At 73.4% G+C, this 15,961-nt stretch carries 16 protein-coding genes; 6 read left to right on the top strand and 10 right to left on the bottom strand.

Features of this window, described 5'->3' with window-relative positions; genetic code table 11:
* Positions 1 to 4 precede the first annotated feature (4 nt).
* The 5 genes from AB0A63_RS01975 to AB0A63_RS01955 are packed head-to-tail and all read right to left on the bottom strand — an operon-like array spanning position 5 to position 4,007.
* A complete protein-coding gene (locus tag AB0A63_RS01975; protein ID WP_360384268.1) occupies positions 5 to 523 on the bottom strand; it encodes a hypothetical protein in 519 nt (172 codons plus the stop codon).
* The gene (locus AB0A63_RS01970; protein WP_360384266.1) at positions 520 to 1,878 is read right to left on the bottom strand and encodes a hypothetical protein; all 1,359 of its coding nucleotides are present in this window, start codon (positions 1,876 to 1,878) and stop codon (positions 520 to 522) included. The genes AB0A63_RS01975 and AB0A63_RS01970 overlap by 4 nt, the downstream gene beginning before the upstream one ends.
* A 25-nt stretch (positions 1,879 to 1,903) precedes the next feature.
* The gene (locus tag AB0A63_RS01965; RefSeq protein ID WP_360384264.1) at positions 1,904 to 2,671 is read right to left on the bottom strand and encodes an ABC transporter ATP-binding protein; all 768 of its coding nucleotides are present in this window, start codon (positions 2,669 to 2,671) and stop codon (positions 1,904 to 1,906) included.
* Positions 2,668 to 3,459 (bottom strand): zf-HC2 domain-containing protein, encoded by a 792-nt coding sequence (locus AB0A63_RS01960; protein WP_360384262.1) that lies wholly within the window; start codon positions 3,457 to 3,459, stop codon positions 2,668 to 2,670. The genes AB0A63_RS01965 and AB0A63_RS01960 overlap by 4 nt, the downstream gene beginning before the upstream one ends.
* The gene (locus AB0A63_RS01955) at positions 3,456 to 4,007 is read right to left on the bottom strand and encodes an RNA polymerase sigma factor (protein WP_360384968.1); all 552 of its coding nucleotides are present in this window, start codon (positions 4,005 to 4,007) and stop codon (positions 3,456 to 3,458) included. The genes AB0A63_RS01960 and AB0A63_RS01955 overlap by 4 nt, the downstream gene beginning before the upstream one ends.
* Positions 4,008 to 4,152: 145 nt before the next feature.
* Here AB0A63_RS01955 and AB0A63_RS01950 point away from each other — a divergent pair, with 145 nt between their 5' ends.
* Positions 4,153 to 4,917: an ABC transporter ATP-binding protein gene (locus AB0A63_RS01950; RefSeq protein WP_360384260.1), complete on the top strand. Its 765-nt coding sequence runs from the start codon at positions 4,153 to 4,155 to the stop codon at positions 4,915 to 4,917.
* Entirely contained in the window at positions 4,917 to 7,382 is a 2,466-nt protein-coding gene (locus AB0A63_RS01945; RefSeq protein WP_360384966.1) for an FtsX-like permease family protein, read from the top strand. Before AB0A63_RS01950 ends, AB0A63_RS01945 begins: the two co-directional genes overlap by 1 nt.
* A 120-nt stretch (positions 7,383 to 7,502) precedes the next feature.
* Here AB0A63_RS01945 and AB0A63_RS01940 read toward each other — a convergent pair whose 3' ends face one another.
* From AB0A63_RS01940 to AB0A63_RS01925, 4 genes are all read right to left on the bottom strand, one after another.
* Complete coding sequence (locus AB0A63_RS01940) at positions 7,503 to 8,645, bottom strand: MFS transporter (RefSeq protein WP_360384258.1); 1,143 nt, start codon at positions 8,643 to 8,645, stop codon at positions 7,503 to 7,505.
* A 99-nt stretch (positions 8,646 to 8,744) separates the two neighbouring features.
* A complete protein-coding gene (locus AB0A63_RS01935) occupies positions 8,745 to 9,191 on the bottom strand; it encodes a thioredoxin family protein (RefSeq protein WP_360384256.1) in 447 nt (148 codons plus the stop codon).
* 53 nt (positions 9,192 to 9,244) lie between these two features.
* Entirely contained in the window at positions 9,245 to 9,607 is a 363-nt protein-coding gene (locus tag AB0A63_RS01930; RefSeq protein WP_360384254.1) for a rhodanese-like domain-containing protein, read from the bottom strand.
* Positions 9,608 to 9,695: 88 nt separating this feature from the next.
* On the bottom strand, positions 9,696 to 10,634 hold the full coding sequence (locus tag AB0A63_RS01925; RefSeq protein WP_360384252.1) for a LysR family transcriptional regulator: 939 nt from the start codon (positions 10,632 to 10,634) through the stop codon (positions 9,696 to 9,698).
* A gap of 182 nt (positions 10,635 to 10,816) precedes the next feature.
* Here AB0A63_RS01925 and AB0A63_RS01920 point away from each other — a divergent pair, with 182 nt between their 5' ends.
* The 3 genes from AB0A63_RS01920 to AB0A63_RS01910 all read left to right on the top strand — a co-directional run bounded on the left by AB0A63_RS01920 (position 10,817) and on the right by AB0A63_RS01910 (position 13,817).
* On the top strand, positions 10,817 to 11,497 hold the full coding sequence (locus tag AB0A63_RS01920) for a tRNA-dependent cyclodipeptide synthase (RefSeq protein ID WP_360384250.1): 681 nt from the start codon (positions 10,817 to 10,819) through the stop codon (positions 11,495 to 11,497).
* A gap of 4 nt (positions 11,498 to 11,501) precedes the next feature.
* On the top strand, positions 11,502 to 12,797 hold the full coding sequence (locus tag AB0A63_RS01915) for a cytosine permease (RefSeq protein WP_360384248.1): 1,296 nt from the start codon (positions 11,502 to 11,504) through the stop codon (positions 12,795 to 12,797).
* 84 nt (positions 12,798 to 12,881) lie between these two features.
* Positions 12,882 to 13,817 (top strand): LysR family transcriptional regulator, encoded by a 936-nt coding sequence (locus AB0A63_RS01910; RefSeq protein WP_360384246.1) that lies wholly within the window; start codon positions 12,882 to 12,884, stop codon positions 13,815 to 13,817.
* Between the two features lie 69 nt (positions 13,818 to 13,886).
* On the opposite strand, the gene AB0A63_RS01905 is transcribed toward AB0A63_RS01910, so the two are convergent.
* On the bottom strand, positions 13,887 to 15,287 hold the full coding sequence (locus AB0A63_RS01905; protein ID WP_360384244.1) for a M1 family metallopeptidase: 1,401 nt from the start codon (positions 15,285 to 15,287) through the stop codon (positions 13,887 to 13,889).
* Between the two features lie 209 nt (positions 15,288 to 15,496).
* Between AB0A63_RS01905 and AB0A63_RS01900 the strand changes: the two genes are divergently transcribed.
* The gene (locus tag AB0A63_RS01900) at positions 15,497 to 15,946 is read left to right on the top strand and encodes a hypothetical protein (RefSeq protein ID WP_360384242.1); all 450 of its coding nucleotides are present in this window, start codon (positions 15,497 to 15,499) and stop codon (positions 15,944 to 15,946) included.
* Positions 15,947 to 15,961 lie beyond the last annotated feature (15 nt).

Below are 15,961 nucleotides of genomic sequence, written 5' to 3'. Positions count from 1 at the left end.
CTCACTATAAGTTCAGTGCAGGCTGAAATAAAACGTAGACCGCAGTTCCGGCAACACCGAATGCCACCATCACCACACCGGCCTGGACCGAGTCCGGCGGCGCGACCAACCAGCTGTCGGTGAAGAACGTGACGGCGAACGCCGCGCACGGCAGCGGCCAGGCCAGGTGCCCGCCGAAGAACGCGGCGCCCAGCGCGGCAAGTCCGGCCATGCCGATGCACCCCCGCAGCACGAACGGCAGCGGCGCGGTGCCGGCGACGAGCACCACTGCCACGACGGTGATCGCGGCGACGTGGCCCAGCCGGTACAGCGGCCACGGCCAGGCCGCCGTCCGGTCGAGGTCCGCGTCCTGGCCGGACAGGCCGGTGGCCAGGGCGCAGACGGCGGCGGTGATGGCCAGCGCGGGCCACCTCGGGTCGGGCGCAGACGGGGTCACGACCCGGACGAGCAGGCAGCACACCACCGCTGCCAGTGCGGACGCGGGCACCTGCCGGCTGCGCGCGTAGAGCAGGAGGGCTCTCACAGCACCCCGCCGGTGAGCGCGGTGAGCTGGTCGCCTCGGCACGACAGCCCGACCGCGCGGGCCGCGCTCACCTGACGCAGCTGCTGCTCCGGCGGGAGGGCGCGGAGCAGGTCCCAGGCCTGGCGGGCGGGTTCGGCGGCGGCTTCGCGCAGGAAGCGATAGTTGTGCAGGTCGGTGAGCCGGCCGGTGAACCAGGCCGCGGTGGCGGTCCTGGCCGCCGTCTCGCGGACGGTGGCGCGGTCGCTGTCGAGGTCGGTGAAGCAGGTGGGGGTACCCGCGCCGGCCACCAGCTCGGTGCGCCAGTCAGCGGGTTCGAAGTACTCGAACGCGCCGCCGGTCAGGTGGATCAGCACGACGTCCGGGGTGCGCGGGACGGTGTGCAGCGACCGGCTCGGCTGTGCGGCGTCGCGCACGGACGTGGGCGGGTCGGGGAGTTTCCGCAGCAGGCGCAGGGCTTCCTCGGCCGCCGGTGCGAGCTCGTCCAAAGAGGACTGATCGAGCCGCGCCACGCACGCGGGCCCGCGGCACACCAGTGCGGACACGGCCTCGTTGCGCACGAAGGTGCGGGCGGGCAGCACCGGCAACGCGACCGCCGCCCCGACGACGACGGGTACGAGCGCCGCCACCCGCAGCCGCGCGGACGGGGCGACGAGCAGCCAGAAGCCGGTCAGCGCCAGCCCCGTCAGCCAGATCGCCTGACCGAGGTGGACCGCGCCGGAGACGGTGGCGTAGACGTTGCGCACCGCCCACAGCGCCGGTGACAGCAGCACGACCTGGTTCGGCAGGACCTGCTCCGGTTGTGTTCCCGGGTCCTGCGAGATGGTGAGGAACACCAGCGCCACCATCGCGCTCACGGCGAGCAGCGGCGGTGTGAGGACGGACGGGAACACGCGGGCGAGGCCCATGCCCAGCCATCCGCCCGCGACGACGGCCAGCGCGCCGACGGCGGTGGTCGGCAGCCAGGCGAGGTGGAAGATCCCGCCGTGCCACACGGCCTGGGCCGCGCCGAGTGCGAAGACCGCCAGGTAGCCGAGCGCCAGGCAGATCGCGAGGGCACCGGCGGTGGCCGCGCCGCGGTGCCAGGTGGGGCGGGCGGTGGTGGCGAGGAGGTCCCGGGTGCCCTCGCGGTGGTCGCGCAGGCCCGCGACGGCGCCCGCTCCCACGGTCAGCGGCCACAGGAAGACCAGCAGGAACCGCAGCCACTCGGCGGCGGTGTGCCACTGCGCGTCCCACGCCTCGCGGCCCTTCCACCACGGGGCGCTGAGGCTGTAGAGGACGGCCACCGCGCCGGCGACGAGCAGCAGGCCGGCCCAGGGGGCGAGGGAGCGCCGGAGCTCCAGGCGCAGGGCCCTCACCGCCGCCACCGCCGGGGTGAGGGCCTCACCACGTCCCACGCTGCCGCGGCGAGGCGAGCAACGCGCTGTAGCCGCGTTCGATCGGGCTGTCCCCGGCGTGTCCGGCGGTCCCCGCCGCCGCGAGCTGCGCCGGCGTGCCCTGGAACACGAGCCTGCCCTCGGCGAGCAGCACGACGTCGGTGCACGCGGCGGCGACGTCCTCGACCAGGTGGGTGGACACGACGACGCACGCGTCGGTGCCCAGCTCGGTGAGCAGGTCGCGGAACCGCAGGCGCTGGGCCGGGTCGAGCCCCGCGGTGGGTTCGTCGAGCAGCAGGACCTCCGGGTCGTTGACGATGGCCTGCGCGATGCCGGCGCGGCGGACCATGCCGCCGGACAGCGTCTTGAGGCGGTCGTCGGCGCGGTCGGCGAGCCCGGCCCGCTCGACGGCGCGCTGCACGGCGGCCGGGATCTCGGGGCCGGGCACCTCCTTGAGCCACGCCATGTACTCGACGAACTCGCGGACGGTGAACCGGCGGTAGTGGCCGAACTCCTGCGGCAGGTAGCCGATGCGCCGCCGCAGCGAGCGCAGGTCGGGGTCGCCGAGCAGGGACAGCGTGCCGGAGGCGGGGCGCAGCACGGTGGCCAGTGCGCGGATGAGGGTGGTCTTGCCGGCGCCGTTGGGGCCGAGCAGGCCGTGGACGCCGCGGCCCATGGTGAGCGTGACGCCGTCGACGGCGGTGCGGCGGCGGCCGACCTTGACCACGAGGTCGCGCGCCTCGATCTCCCAGGCGTAGGTGGTGGGTGCGGTCATCGGTGGGCCTCCAGGCGCGTGAAAGCGGTCCTGCGCAGGGCGATCAGGAGCAGTCCGAGTGCGAGCACGGCGACCCAGACCGGGGTGACGGCGGGGTCGAGGACGGGGGTGCGGCTGAGCGCCACGGTCGGTGCGGCGATCACGGCGGCCCACAGCACCACCAGGGCGGTGGCGGCGCGGGTGACGCCGATCAGCCCGCCCAGGGCGAGCGTGCCGGTCGTGAAGGCGAGGCACGGCAGCAGCCACTGGGCCGGCGAGGCGCCGGTGAGCCACCCGGCGACGGCCAGGCCGGGCAGGACGACCACGAGCACGCCCGCGGTGCGCCTGAGCACCAGCGGCAGACCGGCGCGCGGCGTGGCGGCGACGAGCTCGTAGGCCGGGTCGAGAGCACGCCCCCACGCCGCCGCCACGCCCAGCACGGGCAGAACGGGGGCGATGAGCAGCACCAGCGAGATGTCGTCGGGTGAGGCCGCCCCGAGCTGGTCGAGCAGGACCGAGGCGAGCGTGACCAGCATGATCATCGCGAGCCACGGACCGGCGACGGGGGAGGTCCACGTGGTGAGGCGGCGGCGCCACATCCGCGCGCGCGGCATCTGCGGGGTGTGGTCGAGCAGCGGGGCCAGCTGGGCCCACGCCGCGTCGGCCACGGGGTCGGGAGCGAGGCGGCCGCGGCACGGCGCGCAGGTCTCCAGGTGCGACTCGACCGCCCACAGCTGGTCGGCGGGGAGGTCCTGGGCACCGCGGGCGTACCGGCGCAGCAGCTGCTCCGCGGGGTGGTGGGCGGTCATGACAGTGCCTCCCGCATAGCGATCCTCGCCCGCCTCGCGCGGGTCTTGACGGTGCCCTCCGGCAGCCCGAGCAGCACCGAGGTCTCGCGCACCGACAGCCCGTCGAGCACCATCGCCTGCAGCACCTGCCGCAGCTCCGGCGCCAGGGTGCGCAGCGCGTCGCCGACCTCGTCGCCGACCACCCCGTCGAGCGCCTCGTCCTCCGCGGCGCGCACGACCGGCTCGACCGCGGCGGCGGTGGGCGGCTGGGCGTGGTGGGCGCGACGGCGGAAGGCGTCGACCAGCCGCCGGGCCGCGATGGTCCACAGCCAGCCGACCGCGCTGCCCCCGGTGGCGGCACCGGCGAAAGCGTCGGCGGCCCGCCAGACCGCCAGGTAGGTCTCCTGCAGCACCTCGGCGACGATCTGGTCGTCGGAGCACCGCCGGCGCAGCCGGATCGTGAGCCACGGCGCGGTGCGGCGGTAGAGCTCCTCGAACGCACGGCGGTCACCCCGTGCGACTCGGCGCACGAGGTGTTCCTCGTCGAGGACGGCGGGCTCACCCCGGATTGCTCTCACACTCCGCAAGACGTCGGGATCGCGGAACAGGTTCTCACGCTGGTGTGGTCTGCGTCACAAATCAGGCCGTGGAGAACCGGTCGCGGTGCCGCCGTCGTCTGGCCGCACAAATCCCGGCGAAGACGAAGCAGGTGCGATGACGGTGTCTCCAACGTCCCCAGTGTCCCGAGCGGAGGTCCGCGGGGCGGTGTCGTCACACGAACTGGTGAAGACCTACGGCAGCGGTCCGGCGGCGGTGCGCGCACTCGACGGCGTGAGCGTCGCGTTCCGCGCCGGCGAGCTGACCGCAATCATGGGCCCGTCCGGGTCGGGCAAGTCCACGCTGCTGCACTGCCTGGCCGGCCTGGACCGGGCCGACGCCGGCACCGTCCACATCGGAGATGCCGAGCTGACGGCGTTGTCCGACAACGGGTTGACCCGGTTGCGGCGCGACCGGGTCGGGTTCGTGTTCCAGTCGTTCAACCTGCTTCCGACGCTGTCCGCGCGGGACAACATCCTGCTCGCGCTGCGGCTGGCCGGTCGCGAGGTGGACCGCGAGTGGTTCGCGGCGGTCGTGGACACCCTCGGCCTGGGCGACCGGCTGCGGCACAAGCCCGCCGAGCTCTCCGGCGGCCAGCAGCAACGCGTGGCCTGCGCGCGGGCGCTGGTGGGCAAGCCGGACGTGGTGTTCGCCGACGAACCGACCGGCAACCTCGACTCCCGCACCGGCGCCGGCGTGCTGGAGTTCCTGCGCACCTCGGTGCGGGAGCTGGGACAGACCGTGGTGATGGTGACGCACGACCCGGTCGCCGCGTCCTACGGCGGCCGCGTGGTGCTGCTGGCCGACGGCCGGGTCGCGGGCGAGATCCACGACCCGACACCGGAGTCCGTGCTGGGCGTGCTCTCCAGGCTGGGGGCGTGATGCTGCGGACCACCCTGGCCGGGCTGCGCGCCCGGTTCGCGCGGCTGGTGCTGTCGTCGCTCGCGATCGTCGTCGGCGTCGCGTTCGTGTCGGGCACGGCGGTGCTGGCCGACGCGCTGCGGGCGGAGATGAGCGACGAGTTCGCCCGTTCGGCCCGCGGTGTCGACGCCGTCGTGGAACCGGTCGAGCGCGCGTTGCCGGACGTCGCCGCCGTGCGCGCCGTCGACGGTGTCGCCTCCGCCGAGCTGCGGCGCACGGTGCCCGTGCCGATCGTCGGCGCGTCCGGCCGTGCGGACGAGGCCGGCCTCGTGCCCCTCGCCGCCGACCCGGCACTGCGGCCGCAGGAGGTCGTGCGGGGCGCGCTGCCCGGCGCCGGGCAGGTCGCGGTCAGCGAGCAGACCGCCCGCGACCGCGGCCTCGCGGTCGGAGCCGAGGTCACGCTGCTCGGCACCGACTCGGCGCCGGTGCGGTTCACCGTGAGCGGTGTCTACGACAGCGGCACCGCCGAACGCCCCGGCAGCGCCCAGGTCCTGCTGCCCGACGTCACGCCGTTCGTCGACCCGGCGCGACCGCCCTACGACGCCCTGGTCGTGGTGCGCTCGGCCGGAGCCGGCCAGGGCGAGCTCGTCGAGCGGCTGCGGGCCGCGCTGGGCGAGGAGTTCACCGTCTCCAGCGGCGCCGCCTACACCGAACGGCTGCTCGACCGCAGCGGCGGCAACGACGAGGTGGCGCTGGCGATGAGCCTCTTCGCGGTGGTCGCGCTCGTGGTGGCGGCGATGGTCGTCATGAACACGTTCACGATCCTCGTCGCCCAGCGCACCCGTGAGCTCGGCCTGCTGCGCAGCATCGGTGCCGGCCGCGGCCAGGTCTTCCGCTCGGTGCTGCTGGAGTCCGCCGTGCTCGGGCTGGTCGCCTCGGTGCTCGGCCTCGCAGCCGGGATCGGCCTGGCGGCGGCACTGCAGGCGGTGCTCGGGTCGTCGCCGGTGCGGCTGCCGGTCGGTGGTGCGGCGGTCGCCGGGGCGTTCGCCGTCGGGCTCGGCGTCACGCTGGTGGCCGCGCTGGCGCCGGCCCGGCGCGCGACCCGGATCTCCCCGATGGAGGTGCTGCGCACCCAGGCCGACAGCCGCGAGGAGGTCGCGCGCACCGGTCGGGCCCGCACCGTCGTGGCGGTCGTGCTGGCGGTCCTCGCCGCGCTGTGCGCCGGGCTGGCGCTGACCCAGGCCTCGGGGCCGAAGCTCGCCATGGTCCTCGCGGTCGCCGCCGGCATCGCCCTGCTCGCCGCGGTCGTGACCGCGGGCCCGCTGATCATCGGGCCGGTGCTGCGGGTGCTGGGCGCCCTGCCGCGGTCGCTGTTCGGCGTCCCGGCCGCGCTGGCGACGGCCAACGCCACCCGCAACCCGCGCCGCACCGCGGCCACCACGGCCGCGCTGCTGGTCGGCGTGGCGGTCGTGACGATGCTGACCGTGGTCGCGACCAGCGTGCAGAAGACCAGGGACACCGAATTGGCCGAGCGGTTCCCCGCCGACTACGAGGTCCGCAGCGCCGTGAGCGACCGCCCGCTGCCGTCGGCGTTGCTGGAGCGGATCAGCACCGCACCCGGTGTCGAGGCGGCCGGCGGCCAGACCTGGCTCCCGTTCACCTTCGGGCCGGGGGAGACCGGCCGGTGGGCCAACATGACCGCCGTGACCCCGGAAGCGCTCGGCACGCTGATCCGCCCCGAGGTCGTCCGCGGCGACCTGGGCTCGATGCGCGGCAACGGGATCGTGCTCACCGAGGAGACGGCCCGGAGGATCGGCGCGGACGTCGGCAGCGAGGTCACCGGCACCGTCGAGGGGACCTCCCGAGTCCTGCGCGTGGTCGCGGTGGTGAAACCGGCTGGCGGCGCCGACGCCTACACCGACCGTGCCGCCTGGCCCGGTACCGGCGTGGACACGATCGCGGTCAAGACGGCACCCGGCACCGACGGCAGGGCCGTGCTGGCCGCGGCGACCCAGTCCGTGCCGACCGCGCAGGTCGTGAGCTTCGCCGACGTCAGGGCCGGCTTCACCGCGCAGGTCGACCGGCTGCTGGCGTTCGTCTGGGCGATGATCGGGCTGGCGGTGCTGACGGCGTTGCTCGGCATCGCGAGCACCATGACGCTGTCGGTGCTGGAACGGCGCTGGGAGTCGGCCCTGCTGCGCGCGCTGGGGTTCACCCGCGCGGAGCTGCGCAAGGTGCTGCTGGTCGAGTCGAGCCTCATCGCCCTCGCCGGTGCCGTGCTGGGCGCCCTCGTCGGGGGCACGGCCGCGGTGCTGCTCGTGGTGGCGCTGTCGCGGGACGACGAGCTGCGGATGGTCGTGTCCGTGCCGTTCGGGCAGCTGGTGGCGTTGTTCCTCGCGGTCGGCGTCGCGGGTGTGCTCGCGGCGGTGCTGCCGGCCCGCCGGGCGGCCTCCACGTCGATCGTGGCCGGTCTGTCCGACCACTGAGCCGGACCGGGGCCCGGCCCGCGTGCTGCTCCGGGTCGGCGCCTGATCGTGTTCGGCGGCGACGAGCAGTTGCGGGCCTTCACGCCGGTCAGCCCGATGTGCGCGGACCGGCGGGTGGCATCACCCGGTGTGCTGCGGAACCCGGTTCGCCACCGGGGTCCGCAGCGCCACCAGCAGCGGCAGCACCATCACGGCGGCGGCAGCCGCGCCCAGTGCGGCCGGTTCGGTGTCGAGGACGAGGCCGCCGACGGTCGCACCGCCCGCCACGGCCGCGTTCCAGGAGGCGATCGTCAGCGACTGCGCCGAGTCCGCCGTGCGGCCCGCGACCAGTGCCGTGACCGCCTGGAACGCGGTCGGCGCACCTCCGAATGCGAAGCCCCACAACGCCATCGCGAGCAGCAGGGGCGCGGAGCCGTCGGCGAGCGGCACCAGCGCGATGGCCACCGCCGCCGCGGCCGGGCACGCCACCAGCACCCCGCGCGGGAACCGGTCCAGCGCACTGCCCACGGCCAGGAGGCCCATGACCGCGGCGAGACCGAACACCAGCAATGCCGTGCTGAGCAACCACTCCCTGCCCACCTGCTCCAGCGCGGGACCCAGGTACGTGTAGAACATGTTGTGCGCCAACGAGAACGTGAGCACCATCAGCACGACCGGGACCATGCCGGGCACGCGCAACGCGGCGGGGATGCTGACCCGCACCGGTTCGGGCGCCACCGGGGGCACCGCCGCCGACACCCACCCGAGCAACGGCACGGCGATCACGCCCATCAGCACGAACGCCCACCGCCACCCCACCAGCTCACCCAGCACGGTGCCCGCCGGCACGCCGACGGCGAAGCCCAGCGGGGTACCGGCCATGGCGACCGCGAGTGCGCGCCCGGACAGGTGCGGTGGCGCGAGCCGCATCGCGTACACCGCGACCAGCCCCCACATCACGCCGGTGATCGCGCCGGAGGCGATCCGCATCGCCAGGACGAGGCCGTACCAGGGGGAGACGGCGATGACGAGGTTGGTCAGGCCGAAGCCGAACACGAGCCCGAGCAGCACGGGCTTGCGCCGCAACCGGGAGGTGAGCGCGGTCAGCGGCACCGCGGCCAGCGCGGTGGTGAGGGCGTAGCCGGTGACCAGGTGACCGGTGGTCGAGGGCGGCACGCCGAAGTCGGCGGACATGCCCAGCAGCAACCCGGCGGGCAGCACCTCGGTCAGGCAGCCGAGCAGGACGATCACGGACAGCGCGAGCAGCGCGCGGTACGGGAGCACGGCCGGCTCCTTTCGCAGGGAAACGCGGCGGCAGGGGCGCCGCGGTGGCCGGGTGGGCGAACGGCCGGCGCCCTGGCACGAGGGCGCCGGCCGGCCGCGTCAGCCCTTGGCGAGCTGGGCGTCGATCCACGACCGCAGCGCGGCCTCGCCGCGGTACCCGACGTTGCGCGAGCCGGGGAGCTCCGCCGCGTTGCGCATCGGGACGAGCGTGGGCAGGTACTGGATGCGGTACTTGGAGGACAGGTCGCGGCTGACGTCGACGTCGACCTCACCGAGCAGGAACCGGCCGTCGTACTCGGCGGCGAGCCGTTCGATGACCGGCTTCATCTGCCGGCACGGACCGCACCAGGTGGCCCCGAAGTCGAGGACGACCAGCTTGGTCCGGGAGATCTCCAGGATCTCGGCGTGGTTGGCGGAGGTGACCTTGACGACGTTCCCGTCGGCCGTGACCGACGGGGCCGCGGAGGCGGGTGCGGCCACCAGCAGGGTGGCGGCGACCGCGACGAGGGCGACGCCGACGTGGCGCAGCCGGGTGAGCAGGGACATGGGTGAACTCCTCGGGTGTGGCAGGGTGAGGCGGCGGAACGTCTCGGGAGCGCTCAGGCGCTGGAGGTGTCCGAAGTGGACGTCGGCAGGCCGGCACCGACCCAGTCCTCGATGCCGCCGCGGTACTTGCGCACGTGGGCGTACCCGAGCTGGGCCAGCCGGGCGCCGACGAAGTCGCTGTTGCGGCACGGGGCGTTGGCGCAGTAGACGACGATGTCCGCGGACTTGTCGGGCAGCACGTCGGGGGCGTGCCGGTCGGTGAACGCCGCCGCGTCGTCGTAGGGATAGCCGGGGATGTTCACCGCACCCGGCAGGTGCTCCCTTTCGTAGTACGCCACGGGCATGGTGTCGACCACGACGAGCGTGCCCGTGTCGATGCCATTCCTGAGCTCGTCGCGGGTGATCAGCGGCAGCATGGCAGAAGTCCCTTTCCGGCTCCTCGGCGCAATTGCGGCGGTCCACCGAGTGTGTCCACGCCGTGCCACCGCGCCCACTGCCGCTCGGCTATGCCGTGCCGTTATCCGCCTCCAGCCACGCGCGGTAGACCGCGTTGTCGCGGGCGAGTTTCCGGTAGGAGCTCACCGCGGCGGCGTGCACTTCCTCGAATTGCGCGGCCAACGGGTGGTCGGTGCGCCACAACAGCAGGTGCTGCACCGTCATCGGCGTTCCCGTCAACGGCCGCAGCACCATTCCCGGCGTTTCCGGCGTGGTCGGCTGGACCAGGCACACCCCGTGCCCGCCGGCGACCAGGCGGAACCGCAGCGTGTCCACGTCGTGCGCGATGCGCGGGGTGAACCCGTGCGCCAGGCACATCTCCCTGAACACGATCCGGCAGCCGTCGCCGCAGCTCGACACGATCCACCGCTCGTCGGCGAGGTCCGCGAGGTCGACCGCGGCCGCGCCGGTGAGCCGGTGCCACGACGGCAGCGCCACGAACGACGGCTCGGTCACGACCCGCGCGACTCGCACCGCACCGGGCACCGCCAGCGTCCGCGGCCCGCAGACCAGCACCAGCGCCAGGTCCACGCACCGGTTCACCACCTGCTGCACCAGCCGGCTGTGCGACATGTCCGCCCTGGTCGTCAGCTCGTGACCGGGCATCAGGTCGAGCACGCAGCGGAACACGTCCGGTGCCAGCGCGCTGTCGTTCCAGCCCACCCTGACCCCCGTGGCGGCCTGCTGGTGGGCGCGGAAGTCGCGGTCCAGCTCGTCGAACGCGGGGATGATCGCCTCCGCGCGGGCCAGCACGAGCGCGCCGATGCGGGTCGGTCGCACCCCGCGCGGGTCGCGGTCGAACAACCGGTCGCCGACGAGTTGTTCGATGCGCCGCAGCTGGTGGCTGACGGCGGGCTGCGGGAGGCGGAGCTCGCCCGCCGCCCGGTTGAGGCTGCCCGCGCGTGCGATGGCGAGCAGCACGCGCAAATGCCGGACCTGGAGTTCCATGCACCTCATTACGCTCGGTCCGCGGCGCCCTGTCACCAGACCGTTCAGCTCAATCCTGGACAGCGCATAAGGCTGCGGCATGACCGTTCGGCATTACCTGCCGGGTGGACTGCTCCGCATAGTGGTCGGAATCCGGACTTTCCGGTTTCCCTGCACCCCTGTGAAATTCCTCGGAGCCAACGGTGTTGCTGACAACCCCGCTGACCGAGCACTGCGCGCGGCCGTTGCGAAGCGGCCGGCACGTGTGCGTCGGCGTCAGCCCGTTCAACAGCTACTTCTCGGTCGAGCGCATCACCGCGCTGGCCCGCTGGGCGATCGCCGAGTTCGAGCGCTTCCACTTCTTCATCCCCGACCACGCGGCGGCCTTCACCCTGGAGGCACTGGGCTACGACCCCGCACGCGCCAGGACGAAGGCACGCCGCCAGGGCCAGTACGTGGTCAACAAGGTGTGCCGCGCGCTGTGGGACGTCGGTGTCGCCCGCCCGGAGGACCACGTGCTCGACGGCACGACCCTGGCCGAGAACCCGTGCTACCTGCGGCTGCTGACGAACGGCCACGACCTGTTCGACCACGACGAGGAGTTCGCCGGCCACTGCCTGGACGCCACCCGCTGGGTGCTCGACCGCAAGCTGCCCGACGGCGAGGTGCCCACGGAGGTCCAGCTGCGCAGCGCCGTGCGGTACTTCCTGGCCGAGCTGCCCCTGTTCGTCGACACGCCCGCCATCACCGGGACCGAGAGCTCGGTGTTCGCCTACCACCAGCGGGTCAAGTTCCTCGAGCTGCTCTACGCCCGCGAGCTGACCTGGCAGCCGCACCCGAACCAGGGCTTCGTGCTGCTGCAGTCCGACGACGAGGAGAGCTGACCCCGTGCACGACGACTACTCGCTGCGCCGGCTGCCCGACTCGGCGCGCTGCTCCTGGGTTTCCGTGGCGGTGCAGCGGTTCGGGCAGGTCTCCTCGTTCCACCAGTTCCTGCTCGGCGCGGTCCTGGGCTTCGGCATGACGTTCCAGGACGCCGTGCTGGCCATCACGCTCGGCGCGGTGATGCTGGAGGTCGTGACCGTGCTGATGGGCGTGGCCGGCATGCGGGAGGGCGTCTCCACGTCCGTGCTCGCCCGCTGGGCCGGGTTCGGCGGCCGCGGCTCCGGCCTGGTCGGTCTGCTCGTCACGCTGAGCCTCGCCGGGTGGTTCGGCGTGCAGAACGACGTGTTCGCCCACGGCCTGCACTCGTTGATGGGCGGCCCGCCGGTGTGGGTGTGGGCGGTGTTCGGCGGGATCGTGGTGACCGGCATCGTCGTCGCCGGCTTCCACACCATGGCCTGGACCGCGTACCTGACGGTGCCGGCGTTCCTGCTGCTCGCCGGGTACGCGATCACGCAGGAGCTGCGCCGCCACGACCTCGCCGACCTGGTCGCCATGCCGCCGCCGGGCCCGGCGCTGTCCGTCGCCCAGGGCACGACCCTGGTCGCGGGCGCGTTCATCATGGGCGCGGTGATGACGCCGGACATGACCCGGTTCAACCGGCGCGTGAGCGACGTCGTCAAGCAGACGCTGATCAGCGTGACGCTGGGGGAGTACCTCATCGGCCTGACCGGGGTGCTGCTCGCGCACGCCGCCCGCAGCGCCGACGTGGTCGCCGCCGTCACCTCGACCTCCGGTGTCCTCGGCACGCTCATCCTGGTCACCGCGATCATGAAGATCAACGACTGGAACCTGTACTCGGCCTCGCTCGGCCTGGTCAACACCGCGGACGTGCTGCTGGGCCGCACGCTCACCCGCACGAGGGCCACGCTGGCGCTGGGCGCGCTGGGCACCCTGCTGTCCGCGCTGGGCATCCTCGACCACTTCACCACGTTCCTGACGTGGATCGGGATCATCACGCCACCGGTCGCGGGCATCGTGATCGCCGAGTACTTCGTGGTCCGCACGTGGCGGCGCGAGCTGGCCGAGTGGGGCGCGGTCGGCGAGCTGCCACCGGCCCCGCCGGACTGGGTGCCCGCCTCCCTGGTGTGCTGGGCGGTCGGTGCGGCGGTGGGCGCGTTCGTGCCCGTGGGCATTCCGACGATCAACTCCGTCGTGGTGGCGTTCGCGCTCTACGCTGCGATCGGGAGGACCGCCGGCATCCTGCGACCGCCCGGCCCCCGCGTCACCACCCCCGGCTGACCCGGCATCTGCAAGTACCACCGTAACCAGCAGGGGATCAGGGAACGGAAGAAACACGTAGAGGTGTGGACGGGGTGTGACGGCATGGAGCTCGACGTCCACCACCTCCGGCTCGTGCGGGCGATCGGTCAGACCGGCAGCCTGTCCGAGGCGGCGGTGGTGCTCGGCATCAGCCAGCCCGCGGTGAGCGGCAAGCTCAAGCGGCTGGAGAACGCGCTGGGACAACGCCTGTTCGACCGCGGCCGCGCGACGGCGGTGACCCCGACCCCGACCGGTGAGCTGCTGATCAGCCGGATCGCCGCCGTCCTGCCGCTGATGGAGGGGCTGGTGCACGACATCGAGTCGCGCATCGGCCCCGGTTCGTCGCGGGTGCGGGTGGGCGGGGCGTGTTCCCCGATCCTCGCCCACCTGCCGGCGATCGCCGCGGCCCGGCTGCCCCGCGGCGAGGGCGCGTCGCTGCTCGACAGCGAGTGCCGCGACCTCGTGGTGGACCTGGTGGCCCAGCGGCGGCTGGAGATCGGCGTGGTCAAGGACTACCCGGGGTTCGAGGCGGCGGTGCCTGCCTGCGTGGACACCGCGGTGATCGCGCTGGACCCGACGATGGTGGTGCTGCCGGAGGACCACCCGCTGGCACGCCACAAGGTCGTGCGGCTCGACCAGCTGGCGCAGGAGGAGTGGGTGCTGCCGCCACCGGACTCGGCGCGGTTCCACGAGTACTTCCGCGCCACCTGCCGGGCCGCCGGGTTCACGCCCAGGGTCCGGCACGTCGCGGAGAACTACTCGACGACCGTCGCCGCGGTCCGCACCGGCGCGGTCGGGTTGTCGCAGGCCATTTGCGAGGGGCACCAGCAGGTGGCGGTGCGGCTGCTCGCCGACGACGCGTTGGAACGGCGGTTCCTGCTGCTGTGGCACCGGGAAGGCGTCGTGGCCGAGCACGCGCGCCCGGTGCTCGCCGACGCCGCGGCGGCCTACCGGGCCGAGTGCCACGCCTCGCCCGTCTACTCGCGCTACCTGGCCTGACGCCAGGTGTGAGCCGGCCGGTCTCGGGGATCCGGCCGGCTCACGGTTCCCCGGGCCGGGGTCGTGTGGTCAGCCCGGGAAGCCGGTGGGCGCGGTCGTGCCGTCGACCCAGGCCGCGAAGAACGGCTCCAGGTCCATGTCGGCCACCGCCGCCGTGTAGAGCTCCCAGTCGTGCCAGCCCTGGTTCCAGTTGTCGTTGATCTCCGGGAACTCCCGCAGCACGGCGAAGAACTTCTCGTCACCGATATGCTTGCGCAGCGCGTGCACCATCAGCACGCCCTTGTCCGACACCGAGAACTCGCGGCCCCTGCCCGGATCGGACAGCTTGCGCGCCCAGAACGCCGCACCCGCCCGGTCGACCGCGGCCCGGTAGCGCTGCTCGACGTCGACACCGTGCCGCTGCTCGTCCCACAGCCACCCGAGGTAGCGCGCGAACGACTCCGGCAGCGGCTGGTCCTTCCACATCTTGATGGCGAGCTTGTTGCCCCACCACTGCGCCGCGACGGCCCGCACGAGCGCGGACTCGTCGGCACCCGCCCCGAACACCGCGCGGCCCTGCGCCGGGTGCGCGTACCCCAGCCGGTCCGGCACGTACAGCCCACCGGTCGACGCGTACGGGAACGGACCCAGGTAGGTGGTCAGGAACTCCACCACCGCGGGCAGCTTCGCCGCCGGCTCCGTCGCGTTCGCACCGGGCGCGAAGGCGTCGAGGACCGGTGTCCGCCCGGCGACCGACTCCCGCACGGTGTACCGGTCGATGCCGATCATCGTGGCGGACGGGGCGATCGGGGTGTTCTCCGCCCACGTGACGGTGGACCCGGAAACCGACTCGCGCACGCCGTTGGACACCGCGGTCCACCCGCCGGGAACGGTCGCGGTGACGCGGAACGTGGCCTTGTCCGCGGTGGTGTCGTTGACCGGGAACCACGTCGTGGCCGAATGCGGCGCACCGGCCGCGAACGCGCCACCGGTCACCGAGGTCCGCCACCCGGTCCAGCCGCGCGGGGTGAGCTCGGCCTGCGGGCGTCCGCAGTAGACGACGGTGACGGTGAACTCGGCGCCCTCGGTGAGCACCTCCTTCGGCGTCACGACCAGCTCGTGCTCCCCGGTCCGGCTGAACGCCGCCGCGACGCCGTTCACCTGCACCCCGCTCACGGTCAGGCCGCGCAGGTCGAGGTTGAACCGGCTGAGCCGCTGCGTCGCGACCGCCCGCACGGTGGTCCTGGCGGTGAGGAAGCGGATCGCCGGGTCGTAGGTCAGGGTGACGTCGTAGTGCGCCACGTCGTACCCGCCGTTGCCGTCGGTCGGGTAGTACGGGTCGACGCCGAGCACGGTGCCGTTGGGAGCGACGTGGACGTAGCCGTCCGTGCCGATCGTGTCGTCCTGCGCCGCGGCGGTCGCCGGGCACACGGTCAGGCCGCACAACAGCAGGGTGACCGGCGACGCGAGCCGCCGGATGCGCACAGCCATGGGAAACCTCTCGGGATCGGGTTCGGATCCCCGTCAGTCTCTGCGGCCGTGGTCCCGCCGCCCACTGCCGTTCACCCATGCCGCCGCGTTATCCCGACCCGCCATGCTCAGGCTGCCGCCGGAGGCCCGCAACCGGTGCCCCGTCCGAAAGTACTAGATCCGAACCCGTTGTGCTGCAACCCTTTCCGCCACGTCCTACGGTCGTGATCATGACTACTGCAACGGGCAGGACCACGCCGCCGGGCACCATCACCGCGGCGTTCGCGGGGTTCCTCGTGTCCAGCGTCTCCGCTGTCGCGGCCGTGGGCATGTTGGTGGGCACGCACGACGAACTCGTCGAGGCGCTGCGGGCCGCACAGCCGTCCCTCACCGAGGACCAGCTGCAGAGCACCGCCACCGCCACCCAGGTCGTGTTCGCGAGCATCGCGCTGGTGATCGCGCTGGTGCAGCTGTGGCTCGCGTTCAAGGTCAGGTCGGGGCGCAACTGGGCCAGGGTCGTGCTGACCGTCTTCACCGTGTTCCAGGTGGCGGCCGTGCTGTTCGGCGAGGGCACGACGCTGCCGGCCTACGGGGGTGCGCTGGCGGCAGCGGCGGCGGTGGTGGCGAGCTACCTGCCGGCGTCCAACGCCTACGTCGACGCGGTCAAGCGGGCGGGGTAGCGGGATCACCGCCGG

Source organism: Lentzea sp. NPDC042327 (assembly GCF_040647275.1).
Lineage (GTDB): Bacteria > Actinomycetota > Actinomycetes > Mycobacteriales > Pseudonocardiaceae > Lentzea.
This window is presented reverse-complemented; position numbering and strand designations above follow the sequence as displayed.